Genomic DNA, 18,403 nt, shown 5'->3' on the forward strand with positions numbered 1-18,403 from the left:
ACTCCTCATCAGCATCATCAGAAATGAGTATTAACGCTCATAAAGAAGGTCCGCCCCGACTCGTTATAGGTCTCCGCACCCGCGCCATACAGATAAGCCCCCGTCGTCGCGTTGCCGGTCGTTTGCGCATTCCCTGCCCGGTAGTGGCGAATATCAAACAGGTTATCTATCCCGCTGGTGAAGCTCAGATTTTTGTTCACATCCCAGGTCGCACTGAGGCCGACAATGCTGTATGGGCTGACTTCGTTTAGTTCGCTGCCGCTGACCGCCTCGCCCTTATAATTAAAGCGTTTTGGTTTCTGTCGACCATACCAGGTAAAGGTGCTCTGCAGGGAGAGATCTTCACGAACCTGCCAGCTCAAAGTCGAGTTCAGGGTAAACTGCGGGATCACTGACAGCCGGTCGCCGGTCGTCTTATTCTTGCTCTGCAGCATCCATGTCAGGTTATTGCTCCAGCTAACCGTCTCCCCCACCGGAAGATTCAGCGTTCCTTCCAGGCCTTCCACTAACGCCTTTGGTACGTTTTCCCACTGATAGATATTGGTGGTGCCGTTGCTGGCGGTGCCCACCGCCGCGTACCCTGACTCAATCTTGTTGTGATAGTCGTTACGGAACCAGGTGATTCCCGCCTGATAGCCATCATGCTTGTACTCAAGACCAATCTCTTTATTAACGCTGGTCTCCGCTTTCAGGTCGCTATTCCCCATCAGATAGCAGGCGGAACTACTGGCATAACAGCCTTGACCGTTGCTGTAGAGAATATAGTTCGGGTTCAACTGGTAGAGGTTAGGTGCCTTGTAAGCGCGGGCAATGCCCAGCTTCAGCGTCCAGTCATCCGTCAACTCCTGGGAGAGGTTCAGTGAGGGGCTCCAGTTATTGCCGACGATGCTGTGGTGATCGAAGCGCAGGGCGGGTGTCAGCATGGTACTGTCCGTTAGCGCCATATTATCTTCGGTAAACAGCGAGAAGATCTCGGCGCTGGAGTACGGGCTACGACCGGTAGCCGACACACCGTCGATAGTCCCGTAAGAGAGCGCCTGGGTTGTCGATACGCCATCTTTCATCCGCTGCTGATTCCATTCGGTGCCCAGCGTCAGATTCTGATCGACCCCCAGCGTAAACGGAATATTCACTTCGCTATGTAGCAGGACATCGGCCAGATCGATATCTGAAAACTCGCTACTGGAGAAGATCCCTTCCGTACCGCCCGCCAGCCCTTCATTCATTCGCGAGTTACGGGTGTGTTCGTACTGGGCATAGCTGTTGCTGGTCACGCCATTATCCCAGCCGCCGGTCCATGTGACGCCGTAAGTTTGCCGGTAGAGACGGTTGGTCTCTTTCCCGTACATACTCTTCACCAACGTACTGGTATTGGTGTTTTGCGTGTCGCCGGCATAGAGGTTGCCCTGGCGGCTGTAGCCGGCCTCAAACTCCAGGGCCTGCATCGGGGCGAACTCCCAGCGTAGCTTACTGTGAATATCTTTGTTCACCACCCCTTCACGTCCGGCGGGATAAGAACCGGCGTAGGAACCGGTACGCTCCGCTTCATGCCCGGCGTTAATGTCCTGAGCATCAGCCTGGGTTTTACTCAGATTACCCCAGAGATTGAAGCTGACACTGTCCGACAGTGGACCATTGAGGCTAAAGTTGGTACGTTTCGTCGCCCCTTCTTTACGGTGCTGCGGAGCATTCATATAGGTATTCCACGACCCGTGCCATTCTGGCGTGGTCGGTTTGGTCACGATGTTGACGACCCCGCCCATCGCGCCATTACCATAGCGCGCCGCCGCCGGGCCGCGGATCACATCGATATGATCGATCATCTCCGCTGGCACCCAACTGGTATCGCCGCGGGAGTCACGATCGCCGCGCCATCCATACCGCACCGAGTTACGGCTGGTCACCGGTTTACCATCGACCAGCACCAGCGTATTCTCGGGCCCCATGCCACGGATATCAATTTGCCGGTTGTTGCCGCGCTGACCACTGGTGGAGTTGCCGGTCAGGTTTACCCCAGGTTGCGTACGAATTAACTCCGATACATCGCGGGCGGGGGGATGTTTGCGAATCTCCTCTGCGGTAATGGTCGACACGCCCGGTGCCTGCAGGTTCTGCCTGGCAGCGGTCACCACCATCGTTTCCTCCTGGTTTTCGGCCGTTGGGGTGCTCTTATCGCGCGTCGATTGTTCTGTCATATTCTCTGCCGCCTGCAGCGGCACGCTACAGGCGAGCAAAGGAATGACGATCCCCAGCGGGAAGTGAGACGTGTATTTCATAGAATATGCCCTGTTTTCTGTTGCTGTCGGGCATAACGCCTTCCCCAATTGAAAAAACAATGGGATAAAATACTCGCCTCTGCGCCTCGCCAGATTTTGGCGTAGGTCAGCCCCTTCCCGATAGTCATGGGAATAAGAAAACAGCATGAGGCATAATAAAATTAAGTGCCCTGTTTCATCATTAGAGAAAAAGCGCTGCGCGCTATTCTTTGATAGCGTAATCCAGACAGCGAATAATAAGAGTAATGTGCAGTGCTACGGTAATAAAAATGAGATTCATTATCAAGATGATAATAATCAATATCGCGGAAAAATAAAATAAACACAAATAATCAAACAGTTACAACAAAACAAATGGAGAAGAATAAAATAAAAATATCATCATCATTTTCTATTTATCATTAAAAACACACATTTCCGCCATATTATCTCCATAGTTAAAGTAAAGATAAAAGCACATTAATAGCAAGCGATAAAATGGGAGAAGACTATTTGTCGGCATCGTTATGTTTTTTACGCCCTTGTCGTGCCCGGCTAACGGCAGCCGTTCTGCTAAAATAACCACATCCCCCTGCGGAGTGTTCCTCCATGAACGCCAACTTGCTATCACGCCTGTTTATCGCCTGGCTCACCTGCCTCGCGGCGCTGTTATTCGCCCCTATCCTGCTTGCGGCGGAGGCGGAAAAAGCGCCGCCAGTCGCAACCGAAGACAATACGCTGTCGATCCACATCGACGATATGCTGCAGCCATGGAAAGGCGATCTGCCCGGCATGACCGAGCGGCGCACCATTCGGGTATTAACCACCTACAGCAAGACCTTTTTTTTTATTGATAAAGGCACTCAGCGCGGAGCAACCCACGATATCTTTATGGCGCTGGAAAACGATCTGAATAAGCAGTTGGCGAAGGATAAAAAGCTCAAACAGCGCCACCTGAAGCTGCATATCGTTTTTGTGCCGGTCAGCCGGGATAATCTCTTTATCGCGCTTAATGAAGGTAAAGGCGATATTGCGGCTGCCAATCTGACCATCACGCCCTCGCGGGAAGCCCAGGTCGATTTCGCCCAGCCGCTCTACAGCAACGTGAAAGAATTACTGATCTCCGGGCCGGCATCGCCGAAGATCGACAGCCTGGAGCAGCTCTCCGGCCAAACCGTCTTTGTTCGCCGCTCCTCCAGCTATTACGAGAGTCTGCAGGCGCTGAATGCCCGATTTGCCAGTGAGTCGCGGCCGCCGGTTATCCTGGAGGCAGCGCCGGAAGCGCTGGAGGATGAAGATCTGCTGGAAATGCTCAACGCCGGGCTGATTCCGCTGATCGTCGTCGATCAACACAAAGCCGTTTTCTGGAAACAGGTGTTTCCGAAAATTCAGGTCCATGACAACGTGGTGCTGCGCGACGGCGGCAACATTGCCTGGGCGGTACGCAAAGACAGCCCGCAGCTGCTGGCGGTGCTAAACAACTTCGTCAAAAAGAATCGTCAGGGCACCACGCTGGGTAATACCCTCCTGCTGCGTTACCTGAAAAATGCCAAATATGTCAAAAATGTCGCCGCGAGTAAGGAACGGCGCAAGTTCCTCGCCATGGTGGAAGTCTTCCGCAAATATGGCGATCGCTACGATGTCGACTGGCTGCTGATGGCGGCCCAGGGGTACCAGGAATCGCGACTGAACCAGTCGGTGCGAAGCCACGTCGGCGCCGTCGGGGTAATGCAGGTGATGCCCAGCACCGGAAAAGAGCTGAAAGTGGGCGATATTAAACAGCTGGATCCCAACATCCATGCTGGCGTGAAATACATGCGCTGGATGATAGATCGCTACTATGCTGATGAGCCCATGACCCGGCTCGATAAGGCGCTGTTTGCCTTTGCCTCCTATAACGCGGGTCCGGCGCGTATCGCCCGCCTGCGCACCATGACTAAACAGCGAGGATTTGACCCGAACGTCTGGTTCGGTAATGTCGAAAATCTGGCGGCAGAAAAAATTGGCGCCGAGACAGTCACCTACGTCAGTAATATCTATAAGTATTACATCGCCTATCGGCTGATTGTCGATGATATGGCCCGCAAACAGAAAGCGACGGCCGCGCCGCGACAGGAGCCAGCAGCAGAGCCAGTGAAACCGCAGCCCAGCGTGGCGACGCCGGAGACCGCTCAGGCGCCCTCTGCCTGAAACGCTCGTCGCCGCAGGTTAAAAACCGGTTCTGACACGGTGGCGCAGAAAAAATGCTGAAAGGATGATGCTGAAAGGATAAAGAAAAAGCCCCGGCGAAACCGGGGCTTTTTGTATTTTACGGCGCAGGCAACGCGTTTAAGGCAAGCCTTAAAACGGGATGTCGTCGTCGAAGTCCATCGGCGGTTCGTTAGAAGAAGGCGCTGCCGGGGCCTGCTGCTGCGGACGGGACTGTGCGCCGCCGCTGAACTGGTTGCCGCCCTGCGGCTGCTGAGGCTGACCCCAACCGCCCTGCTGCTGGCCGCCGCCTGCCGGCGCGCCGCCACCCTGACGGCCGCCCAGCATCTGCATGGTGCCGCCAACGTTAACCACGACTTCGGTGGTGTATTTCTCCTGACCGGATTGATCGGTCCACTTGCGGGTACGCAGCTGGCCTTCGATATATACCTGAGAGCCTTTGCGCAGATACTCGCCAGCGACTTCCGCCAGTTTGCCGAACAGCACAACGCGGTGCCACTCGGTCTGCTCTTTCATTTCGCCGGTCTGCTTGTCACGCCAGGATTCGGAAGTTGCCAGCGTGAAGTTGGCGACAGCGCCGCCACTTGGCATGTAGCGTACTTCCGGGTCCTGCCCCAGATTACCGACGAGAATCACCTTGTTTACGCCTCTGCTGGCCATGTTCGTGTCTCCTGAATACGTTTCTTAATAGTGTAAACGCGCGAGTGTACCATTTCCACGTAGCATTTTGATAGCTGCGAGGCTGATTCCAGAGATAGCACTCGTACAAGACATTGTTGCACACTCCCCCTGAATTTGCATTCCGATACTGTATATTCATTCAGGTTAAATTGTGTCATAATTAGCCGTTTCTGCCGTTTGTCCTTCAAGCAAACCAGGCAATCCGTGTATCTACCTACCGGGAAAGGTGAATGGATAAGATCGAAGTTCGGGGCGCCCGCACCCATAATCTCAAAAACATCAACCTCGTTATCCCGCGCGACAAACTCATTGTCGTCACCGGGCTTTCCGGGTCTGGCAAATCTTCACTCGCTTTCGACACCCTGTATGCCGAAGGCCAGCGTCGCTACGTCGAATCGCTCTCCGCCTATGCGCGACAGTTCCTGTCGCTGATGGAGAAGCCGGACGTCGACCATATCGAAGGGCTGTCGCCGGCGATTTCCATCGAACAGAAATCAACCTCTCACAACCCCCGTTCGACGGTGGGTACCATTACCGAAATTCACGACTACCTGCGTCTGCTGTACGCCCGCGTCGGTGAACCGCGCTGTCCGGATCACGACGTGCCGCTGGCGGCACAAACCGTCAGCCAGATGGTCGATAACGTCCTCGCGCAGCCGGAAGGCCTGCGCCTGATGCTGCTGGCGCCCATTATTAAAGAGCGTAAAGGCGAGCACACCAAAACCCTGGAAAACCTCGCCAGCCAGGGCTACATCCGCGCGCGGATCGACGGCGAAGTCTGCGATCTTTCGGATCCGCCGAAGCTGGAGCTGCAGAAGAAGCACACCATCGAGGTGGTCATCGACCGCTTTAAGGTGCGCGACGATCTGGCGCAGCGCCTGGCCGAGTCGTTCGAAACCGCGCTGGAGCTCTCCGGCGGTACCGCCATTGTGGCCAATATGGATGATGAAAAAGCGGAAGAACTGCTGTTTTCCGCTAACTTCGCCTGCCCGATCTGCGGCTATAGCATGCGCGAGCTGGAGCCGCGCCTGTTCTCCTTCAACAACCCGGCGGGCGCCTGCCCGACCTGCGACGGCCTCGGCGTTCAGCAATATTTCGATCCCGACCGCGTGGTGCAGAATCCGGAGCTGTCGCTGGCGGGCGGCGCCATCCGCGGCTGGGATCGCCGCAACTTCTACTACTTCCAGATGCTGAAGTCGCTGGCGGAGCACTATAAATTCGACGTCGAAGCGCCGTGGGGCACCCTCAGCGCCAGCGTGCAGAAAGTGGTTCTGTACGGTTCCGGTAAAGAGAATATTGAATTCAAATACATGAACGATCGCGGCGACACCTCGGTACGTCGTCACCCGTTCGAAGGCGTGCTGCACAATATGGAGCGCCGTTACAAAGAGACGGAATCCAGCGCCGTGCGCGAAGAGCTGGCGAAATTCATCAGCAACCGCCCATGCGCCAGCTGTGACGGCACGCGGCTGCGTCGTGAAGCGCGCCACGTGTTTGTAGAGAACACCCCGCTGCCGACCATTTCCGATATGAGCATCGGCCACGCGATGGACTTCTTCAACAACCTGAAGCTCTCCGGCCAGCGGGCGCAAATCGCTGAGAAAGTGCTGAAAGAGATCGGCGATCGCCTGAAGTTCCTTGTCAACGTCGGTCTGAACTATCTGACGCTTTCCCGTTCGGCGGAAACGCTCTCCGGCGGCGAAGCCCAGCGTATCCGTCTGGCGAGCCAGATTGGCGCCGGGCTGGTTGGTGTGATGTACGTGCTGGATGAGCCTTCTATCGGCCTGCACCAGCGCGATAACGAACGCCTGCTGGGTACCCTGATCCATCTGCGTAATTTAGGCAACACGGTGATCGTCGTTGAGCATGACGAAGACGCGATTCGCGCCGCCGACCATGTGATCGATATCGGCCCTGGCGCTGGGGTCCACGGCGGCCAGGTGGTGGCCGAAGGGCCACTGGACGCCATTATGGCGGTACCAGAATCCCTCACCGGGCAGTTCATGAGCGGTAAGCGCAAAATCGAAGTGCCGAAACAGCGCGTACCCGCCAATCCGGAAAAAGTGCTGAAACTGACCGGCGCGCGCGGCAACAACCTGAAGGATGTGACGCTGACCCTGCCGGTCGGTCTGTTTACCTGCATTACCGGCGTTTCCGGCTCGGGTAAATCGACGCTGATTAACGACACCCTGTTCCCGATTGCTCAGCGCCAGCTTAACGGCGCGACCATCGCCGAACCGGCGCCGTATCGCGATATCCAGGGGCTGGAGCACTTCGATAAAGTGATCGATATCGACCAGAGCCCGATCGGCCGTACGCCGCGCTCCAACCCGGCGACCTATACCGGGGTGTTTACGCCGGTGCGCGAACTGTTCGCCGGGGTGCCGGAATCACGTTCACGCGGCTATACGCCAGGGCGCTTTAGTTTTAACGTTCGCGGCGGGCGCTGTGAAGCCTGCCAGGGTGATGGCGTCATTAAGGTTGAGATGCACTTCCTGCCGGATATCTATGTGCCGTGCGACCAGTGCAAAGGCAAACGCTATAACCGCGAAACGCTGGAGATTAAGTACAAGGGTAAGACCATCCACGAAGTGCTGGATATGACCATTGAAGAGGCGCGTGAATTCTTTGATGCCGTACCGGCGCTGGCGCGTAAGCTGCAAACCCTGATGGACGTCGGCCTGACCTATATCCGTCTCGGCCAGTCGGCGACGACGCTGTCCGGCGGCGAGGCGCAGCGCGTGAAGCTGGCGCGCGAACTCTCCAAACGCGGTACCGGCCAGACGCTGTATATCCTCGATGAGCCGACCACGGGTCTGCACTTCGCCGATATTCAGCAGTTGCTGGAAGTGCTGCATCAGCTGCGCGATCAGGGCAATACCATCGTGGTGATTGAGCATAACCTCGATGTGATTAAAACTGCCGACTGGATTGTCGATCTGGGTCCGGAAGGCGGTAGCGGCGGCGGCGAAATACTGGTCTCCGGTACACCTGAGACCGTCGCCGAGTGCGAAGCCTCGCACACCGCGCGCTTCCTGAAGCCGATGCTGAAATAATTAGCGGGATAGCTGCTGCCGGACCGACTCCGGCAGCATTTTCACCGCCTGCTGGTAAGATGCATCGACCAGGTAGTAGATTTGCGAATCCGGCAGCGAGCCATCCAGAAAGACGGTGCTCCAGTGCGCTTTATTGAGATGCTTGCTGGGCCGGACATCGCGATGCTGCTCTCGCAGCAGCTCCGCCAGTTCCGGGCTCGCTTTCAGCGCGACCGCCGGCCGCTGGTCCTCCACTTCCTTCACCATGGCAAACAGCACGTCCGAGACTTTGATCTGCGTGGCTTTCCAGTCGCTATGGACGCTCTGCTCCGCTCCCGGTTTCGCCATGCAGTACTGCAATAACTCCGAAATTGTCATCTTTTATTCCCCCATGAGCGTCGCAACGATGTGCCGCGAACCGCCGTGTATCCGATGCTCCCCCAGCCAGATGCCCTGCCAGGTTCCCAGCCTGACGCGCCCGTCCTCGACCGGCAGCATCAGCGACACGCCAAGCATCGATGATTTGATGTGCGAAGGCATATCGTCAGGACCTTCATAATCATGTTCGTACGGCGCATTGTCCGGCACGGCGTTGAGAAAATACTGCTCCATGTCATAGCGGACGGTGGGATCGCAGTTTTCGTTGAGCGTCAGGGAAGCGGAAGTATGCTGGAGCAGGAGGTGCAGCAGGCCAACCTTCACCCCGGACAGCCCGCGAATCTGACCGAGGACCTCATCGGTGACCAGATGAAAACCGCGGGATTTTGGCCCAAGCGTCAGGGTTTGCTGATACCACATCATCGACTCCTTTTGCGAATGAATCCTTCTAAGTGTGCAGCAATACGTGAAAAGGTAAAACCTTCCACCCCTGATTTTGCATAAAAAAACGGCAGCGCTACCGCTGCCGTTTATCGCGTTCAGGCGATCGTCAGTATTCGGAATTGACGATCACTTCTTCGCCCAGCACCCCGGCCATCGGCAGCGGCTTATAGGAGGAGTTGGCGGCCCGCAGCACGCGGATCCCACGGGCGCCGGCCTCACGGGCAGCGGTGATGTCGTTATCCGAATCGCCGTAGAAAACCTTTATCTGCTTCGCCTGCAGCCACTGGGTCTTGGTGTTCTGGCCAGGCTTATCACCGGCGAAAATCACCGGATTCATATTGGCGGCCGGAATGAGAAAATCATCCTGCAGGGTTTTAGAAACGGTTTCTGTTTTGGTCTGGCTGCGGCCGGTGACGAACCAAATGCTGTCCCCACGCTTCACATGCATCGCAATCAGCTGGCGCGCCACCTCTTTCGGCATGCTGAATTCATCCCAGCCGTTGTTCATTTTTTCCCAGAACTGCGGGTTTTTCAGGTAATCCTCACTGCCGGGGGAGAAAGTTTTTTGCCCGCGCCAGAAGCCCGGACTGGAGAAGAGGACGGTGTCATCGATATCAAAACCGACGGCCATCGGCGGCCGCCCCAGCAGGCTGTTCTCGATTTGCGCCACCGAAACCCAGTGGATCGGCGCCTGCTCGGCCAGCTGGGCCACATTGGTGCCCACCCACAGCGGCTGTGGCGTGGAGGCGCGCGCCACAACGGCGCTGTTCAGCGTGAACAAAAGAGAAGCCGCCGCAAAGGCGAGAGTAAGTTTGCGCATATTTATCCCTAAATCTATCAATCATTATTATTTTTAATAATGTGCATGCTTAGCAACGCCCCGACCTTACCCGCCGATCGCGTGGATGAAAAGCCTTTTTCGCGTAGATGTCATAGAAAAAGAGGATGATCACAATCAGAGAGGAGGTTGCCGCTGCCCGTTGACCGGCAGCGGCAACCCACTGGAGAGCGGCTTACATCACCGCAGCAAAGGCTTTCGCCACCTGCTGAACATTACGTGAGTTTAACCCTGCCACGCACATACGACCGCTGGCAATCAGGTAGACGCCAAACTCGTCGCGCAGACGATCGACCTGCGCTGCGCTGAAGCCGGTGTAGCTGAACATCCCGCGCTGCTTAAGCAGGTAATCCACCTTGCTGCCCGGAGCAACCTGCTGCAGCGCGTCGACCAGCGCCTGGCGCATGGTCAGGATGTGCGCGCGCATGGCGTCCACTTCCGCCTGCCAGGTGGCTTTCAGAGCTGCATCGTTCAGCACCGTCGCCACCACCTGCGCGCCAAAGCTTGGCGGGCTGGAGTAGTTGCGGCGCACGGTGGCCTTCAGCTGACCCAGCACGCGGCCTGCAGTTTCGCTGTCTTCACAGACCACTGACAGACCGCCGACACGCTCCCCGTACAGGGAGAAAATCTTGGAGAACGAGTTGCTGACCAGCATCGGCATCCCGGCGCTGGCGATGGCGCGAATGGCGTAAGCATCCTCTTCCAGCCCCCCGCCAAAGCCCTGGTAGGCGATGTCGAGGAAGGGGATCAGCTGACGCGCTTGTAATACCTCAACCACGCGGTCCCACTGGGCTGGCGTCAGGTCGGCGCCGGTCGGGTTGTGGCAGCAAGGGTGCAGCAGCACAATATCGCGCGCCGGCAGCGTTTGCAGCGTCGCCAGCAGGTCCTCAAAGCGCACGCCGTTGGTGGCTTTGTCAAACCAGGGGTAAGTACTTACTTCGAAGCCAGCCCCTTCAAAAATGGCGATGTGGTTTTCCCAGGTCGGATCGCTGACCCAGACATGAGACTCCGGAAAGTAGCGTTTGAGGAAGTCGGCCCCGACCTTCAGCGCGCCCGAACCGCCGACCGTCTGAATGGAGGCAATGCGGTTTTGCTTAAGCGCGGTATGCTCTGCGCCGAACAGCAGCGGCGCAATCGCCTGACGGTAGCCGCTCAACCCTTCCATCGGCAGATACAGCGAGGCGCCATGCGGCCCGGCGTTCAGGCGTGCTTCCGCTTCCGCCACCGCCTGCAGCTGCGGGATAATGCCGTCATCGTTGTAGTACAGCCCGATACTCAGGTTGACTTTGTCGCTTCGCGGATCTTCTTTGAAGCGTTCCATCAGAGAAAGAATAGGGTCGCCGGCGTAGGCGTCAACTTTTTGAAACACGCGATGTATCTCCAGGTTTACATAGGGCAGGTTCTTACACAATAAACCGGATATGACGGCAGGTCGAGAGGATGTTGAGGGGAAAATGACCGCGAGGTGGCATAAACCGCTTATTCGCTCGCGGCTGTGCCGATGGCGTACCGGATAACATCAGGGTTATCCGGTACGGCTGGTGCTTAGTCGAGGTATTTCATGGCGACGCGGGAGGTCAGTCGCGTAATAAGTTCGTAAGCACTCACTTTCGTTATCTCGGCGATGCGCTCTACCGGGAGTCCCTCTCCCCACAGCACTACCGCGTCGCCGGCTTTATCCTGGGCCTGCGGTCCGAGGTCAACGCAGATCATATCCATCGCTACCCGGCCGACAATCGGCACTTCCCGGCCATTGACCAGCACCGGCGTGCCCGACGGCGCGGCGCGCGGATAACCGTCGCCATAGCCCATCGCCACCACGCCGAGACGGGTATCGCGTTCGCTGATCCAGGTGCCGCCGTAGCCGACGGGCTCCCCTGCTTTATGCTCGCGCACCGCAATCAGGCTGGACGTCAGGGTCATCACCGGCTGGCAGCCAAAATCTTTCCCGGTGGAGCGATCGTCCAGCGGCGACACGCCATACAGGATAATCCCGGGGCGTACCCAGTCGTAATGCGATTGCGGCCACAGCAGAATGCCGCCCGAGGCGGCGATAGAGCGCAGCCCCGGTTTGCCTTCGGTAAAGGTGGTGAAGATATCCAGCTGGCGTTCGGTGGCGCCGCAGGTCGGCTCATCGGCGCGGGCGAAATGGCTCACCACGTTCACCGGCTGGCGGACGTTTTTACACTGGCTCAGACGCTGATAAAACGCCTCGGCTTCCTCCGGGCGCACCCCTAAGCGATGCATGCCGGTATCCAGCTTCATCCACACGGTTACCGGCTCGGGGAGATCGGCTTGCTCCAGCGCCGCCAGCTGTTCGGGGCTATGCACCGCCGTATGCAGGCGCTGGGCGGCGATCACCGCCAGGTCTTCCGCAGCAAAAAAGCCTTCCAGCAGGAGGATCGGCTGGGCGATGCCTCCTGCTCGCAGGCGCAGCGCCTCTTCCAGGCGGGCGACGCCAAAGGCGTCGGCGTCGGTCAGCGTTCGCGCGGTCTCAAGGAGGCCGTGTCCGTAGGCGTTCGCTTTCACCACCGCAACCAGTTTGCTGGCAGGCGCCAGGTCACGCAGACGTTGCAGGTTGTGTCGCAGAGCGCGGCGGTTGATAACTACAGTTGCCGCTTGCATTTGAATTCCTTAAAAAAAGACAGACAGAGGTTTACTCATCGTCATACTGAGGGCCGGCATAATTATCGAAACGCGACCACTGGCCGTTAAAGGTCAGTCGCACGGTGCCGATCGGGCCGTTACGTTGTTTACCAATGATAATTTCCGCGATGCCTTTAAGATCGCTGTTCTCGTGATAAACCTCATCACGGTAAATGAACATGATCAAGTCGGCATCCTGTTCAATGGATCCGGACTCACGCAGGTCGGAGTTGACCGGGCGTTTATCGGCGCGCTGTTCCAGCGAGCGGTTCAGCTGCGACAGCGCCACCACCGGCACCTGCAGCTCTTTCGCCAGCGCCTTCAGCGAGCGGGAGATTTCGGCGATCTCAAGGGTACGGTTGTCGGAGAGCGACGGCACGCGCATCAGCTGCAGGTAGTCGATCATGATAAGTCCGATGCCGCCGTGCTCACGGGCGATACGCCGCGCGCGGGAGCGCACTTCCGTCGGCGTCAAGCCGGAGGAGTCATCGATATAGATATTGCGTTTTTCCAGCAGGATGCCCATGGTGCCGGAGATCCGCGCCCAGTCTTCATCGTCCAGTTGACCGGTACGAATGCGGGTCTGATCGACGCGCGACAGCGAGGCCAGAGAACGCATCATGATCTGTTCCGAGGGCATCTCAAGACTGAAGATGAGTACCGGCTTATCCTGCAGCATTGCCGCGTTTTCCACGAGGTTCATCGCGAAGGTCGTTTTACCCATCGACGGACGGGCGGCGACGATAATCAGATCCGACGGCTGCAGGCCAGCGGTCTTTTTGTTGAGGTCGTCGTAGCCGGTATTCACCCCGGTGACACCGTCATGCGGCTGCTGGAACAGCTGTTCGATACGGGCGACGGTGGCATCGAGCACATCGGCGATGTTTTTCGGCCCTTCGTCTTTATTGGCCCGGCTTTCGGCGATTTTGAAAACCCGGGATTCGGCGAGATCGAGCAGATCTTCGCTGGTTCGCCCCTGCGGGTCGAAGCCGGCTTCGGCGATCTCGTTGGCCACCGAAATCATCTCGCGCACCACCGCGCGTTCGCGCACGATGTCAGCATAGGCGCTGATGTTCGCCGCGCTGGGCGTGTTTTTGGACAGTTCGGCCAGGTAGGCGAAGCCGCCGACGCTGTCCAGCTGCCCCTGACGCTCCAGCGACTCCGCAAGGGTGATCAGGTCAATCGGGCTACCTGACTCCTGCAGACGCGCCATCTCGGTAAAGATATGACGATGCGGACGAGTATAGAAATCTTCCGACACCACGCGTTCGGCGACGTCGTCCCAGCGCTCGTTATCCAGCATTAAACCGCCCAACACCGACTGCTCCGCTTCAATCGAGTGCGGCGGGACTTTCAGCCCGGCGAGCTGCGGATCGCGTTCGCGGGTTTCTGTCTGTGGTTTGTTGAAGGGTTTATTTCCTGCCATAGCCTAACATTTCACCGATACGGAAAAGAGCGTGACAGTATAGCGAGAAAGCCATTGCCGCTAAAGAACCCATTAAGCGTGGCAGGCCTGAGGCGGATAAGAAAATCCGTCGCTGCCGCCGCAGGCTGTTAAGCTTACTGGATAATCTCAGAACAACACAGGAGCGAACATGGCAACACGCATCGAATTTTCAAAACACGGCGGGCCGGAGGTGCTTCAGGCGGTTGAGTTCACGCCCCGCGATCCTGCGGAACATGAAATTCAGGTCGAAAACAAAGCCATCGGTATCAACTATATCGACACCTATGTTCGTAGCGGCCTCTATCCGCCACCATCGCTGCCGAGCGGTCTGGGCACCGAGGCAGCCGGCGTCGTCAGTAAAGTTGGCCATGGGGTAACGCACATTAAGGTAGGCGATCGGGTGGTGTACGCGCAGTCGGCGCTCGGCGCCTACAGCACGGTACACAATGTGCTGGCCGACAAAGCCGCGGTCCTGCCGGACGCCATCTCTTTCGAACAGGCCGCGGCATCGTTCCTGAAAGGATTGACGGTGTGGTATCTGCTGCGCAAAACCTATGAAATTAAGCCTAATGAAGTATTCCTGTTTCACGCGGCCGCCGGCGGCGTGGGGCTGATTGCCTGTCAGTGGGCGAAAGCGCTGGGCGCGAAACTTATCGGCACCGTCGGCAGCGCGCAGAAAGCGCAGCGTGCCAAAGAGGCTGGCGCCTGGCAGGTAATTAACTATCGCGAAGAGCAAATCGTGGAGCGACTCAAGGCGCTTACCGACGGTAAGAAAGTGGCCGTGGTCTACGACTCGGTGGGGAAAGATACCTGGGAAGCCTCTCTGGACTGCCTGCAGCGACGCGGCCTGATGGTCAGCTTTGGCAACTCCTCCGGCCCGGTGACCGGCGTCAATCTGGGGATCCTGAATCAGAAAGGTTCTCTGTACGTCACCCGCCCATCGCTGCAGGGCTATATCACCAACCGGGAAGAGCTGGCGGAAGCCTGCAGTGAACTGTTTTCACTGATCGCCAGTGGGGTAATCAAAGTGGACGTGCCCGAGAGTCAGACCTATCCGCTGACCGAGGCCCGTCGGGCGCATGAAGTTCTGGAAAGCCGGGTAACTCAGGGGTCTAGTCTGCTGCTGCCGTAAGCGGACAAAGGGACAAAAGTTTAGGGCTTCCACCTGGGAAGCCCTTACTTTTTTTTAGTTCGGCTGTATGTAGGGTACAGCGCGATGAATTCGTTAACGCGCTAATAGTGACAGATTTGCTCAGTAATGCCTACGCGGTTGTCTGCAAAATTGTTCAGGTTGTGACAGACCCCTCAATACCTTAGTAACGCCAACGGTTATTGTCGCGAAAAGCGTTTCCGTTCGGGGATTTCAGCGCCCGAATAATCCACACCACCACCACGGCCAGCAGCAGCCACGGCAGTAATTTGATCATCAAGGCAAACAACCCGCCGACGAACATCAGCGCGGTAGCGACCACGATAGCCGCGATAATCCCCAGCAGCGATACGCCGGTCACCAACAGCATGACAAAAAATCCAATGACAAATAGCAGTTCCAGCATGGTTCTCTCCCCAACGAATGAATACTTCACTCTGCAGGTATTACAAAAAGCATGCCAAACATAAACATTTGACTTTAAAAGAAAACGCCCCGCGTCAGTGCGCGAGGCGTGGTCAATTTCACCAGGTTTTCGTCAGAAATTAACGTTTATCGGCCACCAGCTTCAGAGCATGCTCCAGCACCGCAATATCGGCGCCGGCTTTATGCGCGTTCTCGCTCAGGTAGCGACGCCACTGGCGAGCGCCGGGGATGCCCTGAAACAGCCCCAGCATATGGCGGGGAATATGGCCCAGATAGGTGCCATTGCTGAGCTCGCGCTCAATATACGGGTACATGGCTCGCACCACCGCCACCGGATCGGCATCCGCGCCGGCGATGCCGAAAATTTCGCGGTCGACCGAGGCCAGAATACCCGGGTTCTGATAGGCCTCACGCCCGACCATCACCCCATCCATATGCTCAAGCTGCAGTCTGGCTTCGTCCAGCGATTTGATCCCGCCGTTAATCGCCATCGTCAGGTGGGGAAAGTCGCGCTTCAGCTGCCAGACGCGGGGGTAATCCAGCGGCGGGATCTCGCGGTTCTCTTTTGGGCTCAGGCCGGAGAGCCAGGCTTTGCGGGCGTGAATAATAAACATCTCACACTCGCCCTTGCCGGAGACCGTCTCAATGAATTCGCATAGAAACTCATAGCTATCCTGATCGTCAATCCCGATACGGGTTTTCACCGTGACCGGAATCGACACCACATCGCGCATCGCCTTGATGCAGTCGGCCACCAGTGGCGCATTGCCCATCAGACAGGCGCCAAACATCCCGTTCTGCACGCGGTCGGAGGGGCAGCCGACGTTGAGATTGATCTCATCGTAGCCACGCGCTTCAGCCAGCTTCGCGCACTGCGCCAGGGCCTGCGGATCGCTGCCGCCGAGCTGCAGAGCAACCGGGTGCTCTTCTTCGCTATAGGCCAGATAGTCACCTTTGCCGTGAATAATCGCCCCCGTGGTCACCATTTCGGTATACAGCAGCGTATGCCGCGACAGCAGCCGCAGGAAGTAGCGGCAGTGTCGGTCAGTCCAGTCGAGCATCGGCGCGATGGAGAAGCGGTGAGCAGGGAAAACAGGTGACGTTGATTCAGGCATCATGGCGAATAAATAAGCATCCGGGTAAAAAGGGGCGCTACTATAGCACAAAGATAAACCACAGGCGCATAGTGCGCCGCGCTTCGCCCCTTCCCCGGGTCGATTACTTTTTCCGCGGCTTGCCGTCGTGTGGACCGAAGAATTGCGGCGGATGGTCAACCCAGCGATCCTGGCGCGTCGCGGCATAGCCTGGATTGAGCGGATAATAGATGCGGTTGTATTTCTTGTTGGCCTCGCCCACCACCAGCAGACGAACCTCCTGCTCGGTGTTATTGAGAAAAGTGTGGCAGATACCGGTACCCGCGGGAAAACCCACGCTGTCCCCTGGCTCCAGCTTCCAGAGATAGCCGTTTATCCACACTTCCGGATAGCCCTCCAGCACGTAGATGAACTCTTCCTCATCGCTCTCCGCGTGCGGGTACGAGGTGCGCCGCCCGGGCGGCAGTCGCTCGTGGTGGATCCCCAGCCGGTTGAGACGTAAACCGCGCCCCAGCGGCGCGCCAATCGAAAAACGCTCCGGGCTGTCGGGATAAGTGGCATCGTCGGGCCCTTCCAGTTCGCGCCAGTGGCGAATGCAATCAGGTCGTTTCATCGTTTTCTCCCGAAAATGAGACACTTCAGATATAGCATACCCAGGGTCATGCGTGTTGCGATTAAATCGGGCAGGACGGTTTTAGCGATCGACTAAGGCGTAGTCTGCACGAAAGTCAGCGGCCAGCACCCGGAACTGGCGCAGGTACCGACAATCTGAAGTATGACCCGTATCACCTGCCGGCTCTCGGTGTTTTCTGAGGAACGTGATAAAGTAACAGATTCAAATTCACACAACCCGAGGATGCTCATGGATAAGACCCCTTCGCAAGAGATGTTAGCGCATGCTGAAAAGCTATGCGCGCAGCGCGGCGTACGCCTGACCCCACAGCGTCTGGAGGTGTTGCGCCTGATGAGCCTGCAACAAGGGGCGATCAGCGCCTACGATCTGCTGGATCTCCTGCGTGACAAAGAGCCGCAGGCTAAACCGCCGACGGTTTACCGCGCGCTGGAGTTTTTACTCGAGCAGGGTTTTGTTCATAAGGTTGAATCGACCAACAGCTATGTGCTGTGCCATCTCTTTGACCAGCCGACCCATAGCTCAGCCATGTTTATCTGTGACCGCTGTGGCGTGGTGAAGGAAGAGGCGGCGGAAGGGGTGGAAGATATCATGCATACGTTAGCGGCCAGAATGGGCTTTGCCCTGCGCCACAACGTGATTGAAGCTCACGGCCTTTGTGCAGACTGCGTGGAAGTCGAAGCCTGCAGCACGCCGGGACACTGCCAGCACGACCATTCCATTCAGCTGAAAAAGAAAGCCCGCTGAGCGTCAGCCGCAGCGGGAAACAGGGTTAACGGCGCATCCTTACGCCATTCAGACAGGCACTAACACAAATGCTTTATTCTTTGAGCCACGGAACGCTACCAGCGGTAGTCGTTTTTATGCTCCCAGTCTGAGACTTCTTTCTCAGCCTGATCCTTCGCATAGCCGTACCGTTCCTGAATTTTACCGACCAGCTGATCGCGCTTACCTTCGATCACGGTCATATCATCATCGGTAAGTTTGCCCCACTGTTCCTTGGCTTTACCTTTCAACTGTTTCCAGTTACCGCCGATTTCGTCTTTATTCATGATAACGTCCTCATCATTCGGTGGGTTTACAGCCCGTTTTGTACCGGACATGGTATTAACTATAGATGAGAATGCTGGTACCGATTCGTTATTCGGAATTTTTAACCATCATACCGAT

16 protein-coding genes are annotated in these 18,403 nt (G+C 57.0%); 4 read left to right on the forward strand and 12 right to left on the reverse strand.

From position 1 onward, the window contains the following. Nucleotides 1–17: 17 nt before the first annotated feature. Nucleotides 18–2,276, reverse strand: a complete 2,259-nt coding sequence (locus HMPREF3142_RS14610; RefSeq protein WP_070612177.1) for a TonB-dependent siderophore receptor — start codon at nucleotides 2,274–2,276, stop codon at nucleotides 18–20. Nucleotides 2,277–2,864: 588 nt separating this feature from the next. On the opposite strand from HMPREF3142_RS14610, the gene HMPREF3142_RS14615 reads away from it, so the two are divergent. Beyond that, on the forward strand, nucleotides 2,865–4,445 hold the full coding sequence (locus tag HMPREF3142_RS14615) for an MltF family protein (protein WP_070612178.1): 1,581 nt from the start codon (nucleotides 2,865–2,867) through the stop codon (nucleotides 4,443–4,445). Between the two features lie 150 nt (nucleotides 4,446–4,595). Here HMPREF3142_RS14615 and ssb1 read toward each other — a convergent pair whose 3' ends face one another. Continuing rightward, nucleotides 4,596–5,123, reverse strand: a complete 528-nt coding sequence (gene ssb1 / locus HMPREF3142_RS14620; protein WP_008807292.1) for a single-stranded DNA-binding protein SSB1 — start codon at nucleotides 5,121–5,123, stop codon at nucleotides 4,596–4,598. 251 nt (nucleotides 5,124–5,374) lie between these two features. Between ssb1 and uvrA the strand changes: the two genes are divergently transcribed. After that, nucleotides 5,375–8,200, forward strand: a complete 2,826-nt coding sequence (uvrA, locus tag HMPREF3142_RS14625) for an excinuclease ABC subunit UvrA (RefSeq protein ID WP_008807293.1) — start codon at nucleotides 5,375–5,377, stop codon at nucleotides 8,198–8,200. On the opposite strand, the gene HMPREF3142_RS14630 is transcribed toward uvrA, so the two are convergent. The 6 genes from HMPREF3142_RS14630 to dnaB form a co-directional block, all read right to left on the reverse strand. After that, nucleotides 8,201–8,557 (reverse strand): MmcQ/YjbR family DNA-binding protein, encoded by a 357-nt coding sequence (locus HMPREF3142_RS14630; protein ID WP_008807294.1) that lies wholly within the window; start codon nucleotides 8,555–8,557, stop codon nucleotides 8,201–8,203. 3 nt (nucleotides 8,558–8,560) lie between these two features. Then, a complete protein-coding gene (locus tag HMPREF3142_RS14635) occupies nucleotides 8,561–8,977 on the reverse strand; it encodes a secondary thiamine-phosphate synthase enzyme YjbQ (RefSeq protein WP_008807295.1) in 417 nt (138 codons plus the stop codon). A 130-nt stretch (nucleotides 8,978–9,107) separates the two neighbouring features. Then, entirely contained in the window at nucleotides 9,108–9,821 is a 714-nt protein-coding gene (aphA, locus tag HMPREF3142_RS14640; RefSeq protein ID WP_070612179.1) for an acid phosphatase AphA, read from the reverse strand. Nucleotides 9,822–10,014: 193 nt separating this feature from the next. Beyond that, nucleotides 10,015–11,208, reverse strand: a complete 1,194-nt coding sequence (tyrB, locus tag HMPREF3142_RS14645) for an aromatic amino acid transaminase (protein ID WP_008807297.1) — start codon at nucleotides 11,206–11,208, stop codon at nucleotides 10,015–10,017. A 176-nt stretch (nucleotides 11,209–11,384) separates the two neighbouring features. Then, nucleotides 11,385–12,464 carry an alanine racemase gene (alr, locus tag HMPREF3142_RS14650; protein ID WP_008807298.1) on the reverse strand — a complete coding sequence of 360 codons (1,080 nt, stop codon included), beginning with the start codon at nucleotides 12,462–12,464 and terminating at the stop codon, nucleotides 11,385–11,387. A gap of 31 nt (nucleotides 12,465–12,495) precedes the next feature. Next, nucleotides 12,496–13,911 (reverse strand): replicative DNA helicase, encoded by a 1,416-nt coding sequence (gene dnaB, locus HMPREF3142_RS14655; protein ID WP_008807299.1) that lies wholly within the window; start codon nucleotides 13,909–13,911, stop codon nucleotides 12,496–12,498. A 169-nt stretch (nucleotides 13,912–14,080) separates the two neighbouring features. On the opposite strand from dnaB, the gene HMPREF3142_RS14660 reads away from it, so the two are divergent. After that, nucleotides 14,081–15,064 (forward strand): quinone oxidoreductase, encoded by a 984-nt coding sequence (locus HMPREF3142_RS14660; RefSeq protein WP_008807300.1) that lies wholly within the window; start codon nucleotides 14,081–14,083, stop codon nucleotides 15,062–15,064. Nucleotides 15,065–15,245: 181 nt separating this feature from the next. Here the strand turns inward: HMPREF3142_RS14660 and pspG are convergent, their stop codons facing one another. The 3 genes from pspG to HMPREF3142_RS14675 form a co-directional block, all read right to left on the reverse strand. Then, entirely contained in the window at nucleotides 15,246–15,488 is a 243-nt protein-coding gene (pspG, locus tag HMPREF3142_RS14665; protein ID WP_012543188.1) for an envelope stress response protein PspG, read from the reverse strand. A gap of 139 nt (nucleotides 15,489–15,627) precedes the next feature. Then, entirely contained in the window at nucleotides 15,628–16,626 is a 999-nt protein-coding gene (dusA, locus tag HMPREF3142_RS14670) for a tRNA dihydrouridine(20/20a) synthase DusA (RefSeq protein WP_077270043.1), read from the reverse strand. Nucleotides 16,627–16,726: 100 nt separating this feature from the next. Continuing rightward, complete coding sequence (locus HMPREF3142_RS14675; protein ID WP_002884935.1) at nucleotides 16,727–17,215, reverse strand: cupin domain-containing protein; 489 nt, start codon at nucleotides 17,213–17,215, stop codon at nucleotides 16,727–16,729. A gap of 249 nt (nucleotides 17,216–17,464) precedes the next feature. Here HMPREF3142_RS14675 and zur point away from each other — a divergent pair, with 249 nt between their 5' ends. Further along, complete coding sequence (gene zur / locus HMPREF3142_RS14680) at nucleotides 17,465–17,980, forward strand: zinc uptake transcriptional repressor Zur (protein WP_012543190.1); 516 nt, start codon at nucleotides 17,465–17,467, stop codon at nucleotides 17,978–17,980. 95 nt (nucleotides 17,981–18,075) lie between these two features. On the opposite strand, the gene HMPREF3142_RS14685 is transcribed toward zur, so the two are convergent. Then, nucleotides 18,076–18,285 (reverse strand): CsbD family protein, encoded by a 210-nt coding sequence (locus HMPREF3142_RS14685; protein WP_004206293.1) that lies wholly within the window; start codon nucleotides 18,283–18,285, stop codon nucleotides 18,076–18,078. Between the last annotated feature and the right edge of the window lie 118 nt (nucleotides 18,286–18,403).

It is taken from the genome of Klebsiella sp. HMSC16C06 (assembly GCF_001808325.1).
Classification (GTDB): domain Bacteria; phylum Pseudomonadota; class Gammaproteobacteria; order Enterobacterales; family Enterobacteriaceae; genus Klebsiella; species Klebsiella variicola.

Excerpts from the sequence above, each read along its gene's own strand:
- HMPREF3142_RS14610 (WP_070612177.1), bottom strand. The coding sequence starts at position 2,276 with ATGAAATACACGTCTCACTTCCCGCTGGGGATCGTCATTCCTTTGCTC.
- HMPREF3142_RS14615 (WP_070612178.1), top strand. The coding sequence starts at position 2,865 with ATGAACGCCAACTTGCTATCACGCCTGTTTATCGCCTGGCTCACCTGC.
- ssb1 (WP_008807292.1), bottom strand. The coding sequence starts at position 5,123 with ATGGCCAGCAGAGGCGTAAACAAGGTGATTCTCGTCGGTAATCTGGGG.
- uvrA (WP_008807293.1), top strand. The coding sequence starts at position 5,375 with ATGGATAAGATCGAAGTTCGGGGCGCCCGCACCCATAATCTCAAAAAC.
- HMPREF3142_RS14630 (WP_008807294.1), bottom strand. The coding sequence starts at position 8,557 with ATGACAATTTCGGAGTTATTGCAGTACTGCATGGCGAAACCGGGAGCG.
- HMPREF3142_RS14635 (WP_008807295.1), bottom strand. The coding sequence starts at position 8,977 with ATGTGGTATCAGCAAACCCTGACGCTTGGGCCAAAATCCCGCGGTTTT.
- aphA (WP_070612179.1), bottom strand. The coding sequence starts at position 9,821 with ATGCGCAAACTTACTCTCGCCTTTGCGGCGGCTTCTCTTTTGTTCACG.
- alr (WP_008807298.1), bottom strand. The coding sequence starts at position 12,464 with ATGCAAGCGGCAACTGTAGTTATCAACCGCCGCGCTCTGCGACACAAC.
- dnaB (WP_008807299.1), bottom strand. The coding sequence starts at position 13,911 with ATGGCAGGAAATAAACCCTTCAACAAACCACAGACAGAAACCCGCGAA.
- HMPREF3142_RS14660 (WP_008807300.1), top strand. The coding sequence starts at position 14,081 with ATGGCAACACGCATCGAATTTTCAAAACACGGCGGGCCGGAGGTGCTT.
- pspG (WP_012543188.1), bottom strand. The coding sequence starts at position 15,488 with ATGCTGGAACTGCTATTTGTCATTGGATTTTTTGTCATGCTGTTGGTG.
- dusA (WP_077270043.1), bottom strand. The coding sequence starts at position 16,626 with ATGATGCCTGAATCAACGTCACCTGTTTTCCCTGCTCACCGCTTCTCC.
- HMPREF3142_RS14675 (WP_002884935.1), bottom strand. The coding sequence starts at position 17,215 with ATGAAACGACCTGATTGCATTCGCCACTGGCGCGAACTGGAAGGGCCC.
- zur (WP_012543190.1), top strand. The coding sequence starts at position 17,465 with ATGGATAAGACCCCTTCGCAAGAGATGTTAGCGCATGCTGAAAAGCTA.
- HMPREF3142_RS14685 (WP_004206293.1), bottom strand. The coding sequence starts at position 18,285 with ATGAATAAAGACGAAATCGGCGGTAACTGGAAACAGTTGAAAGGTAAA.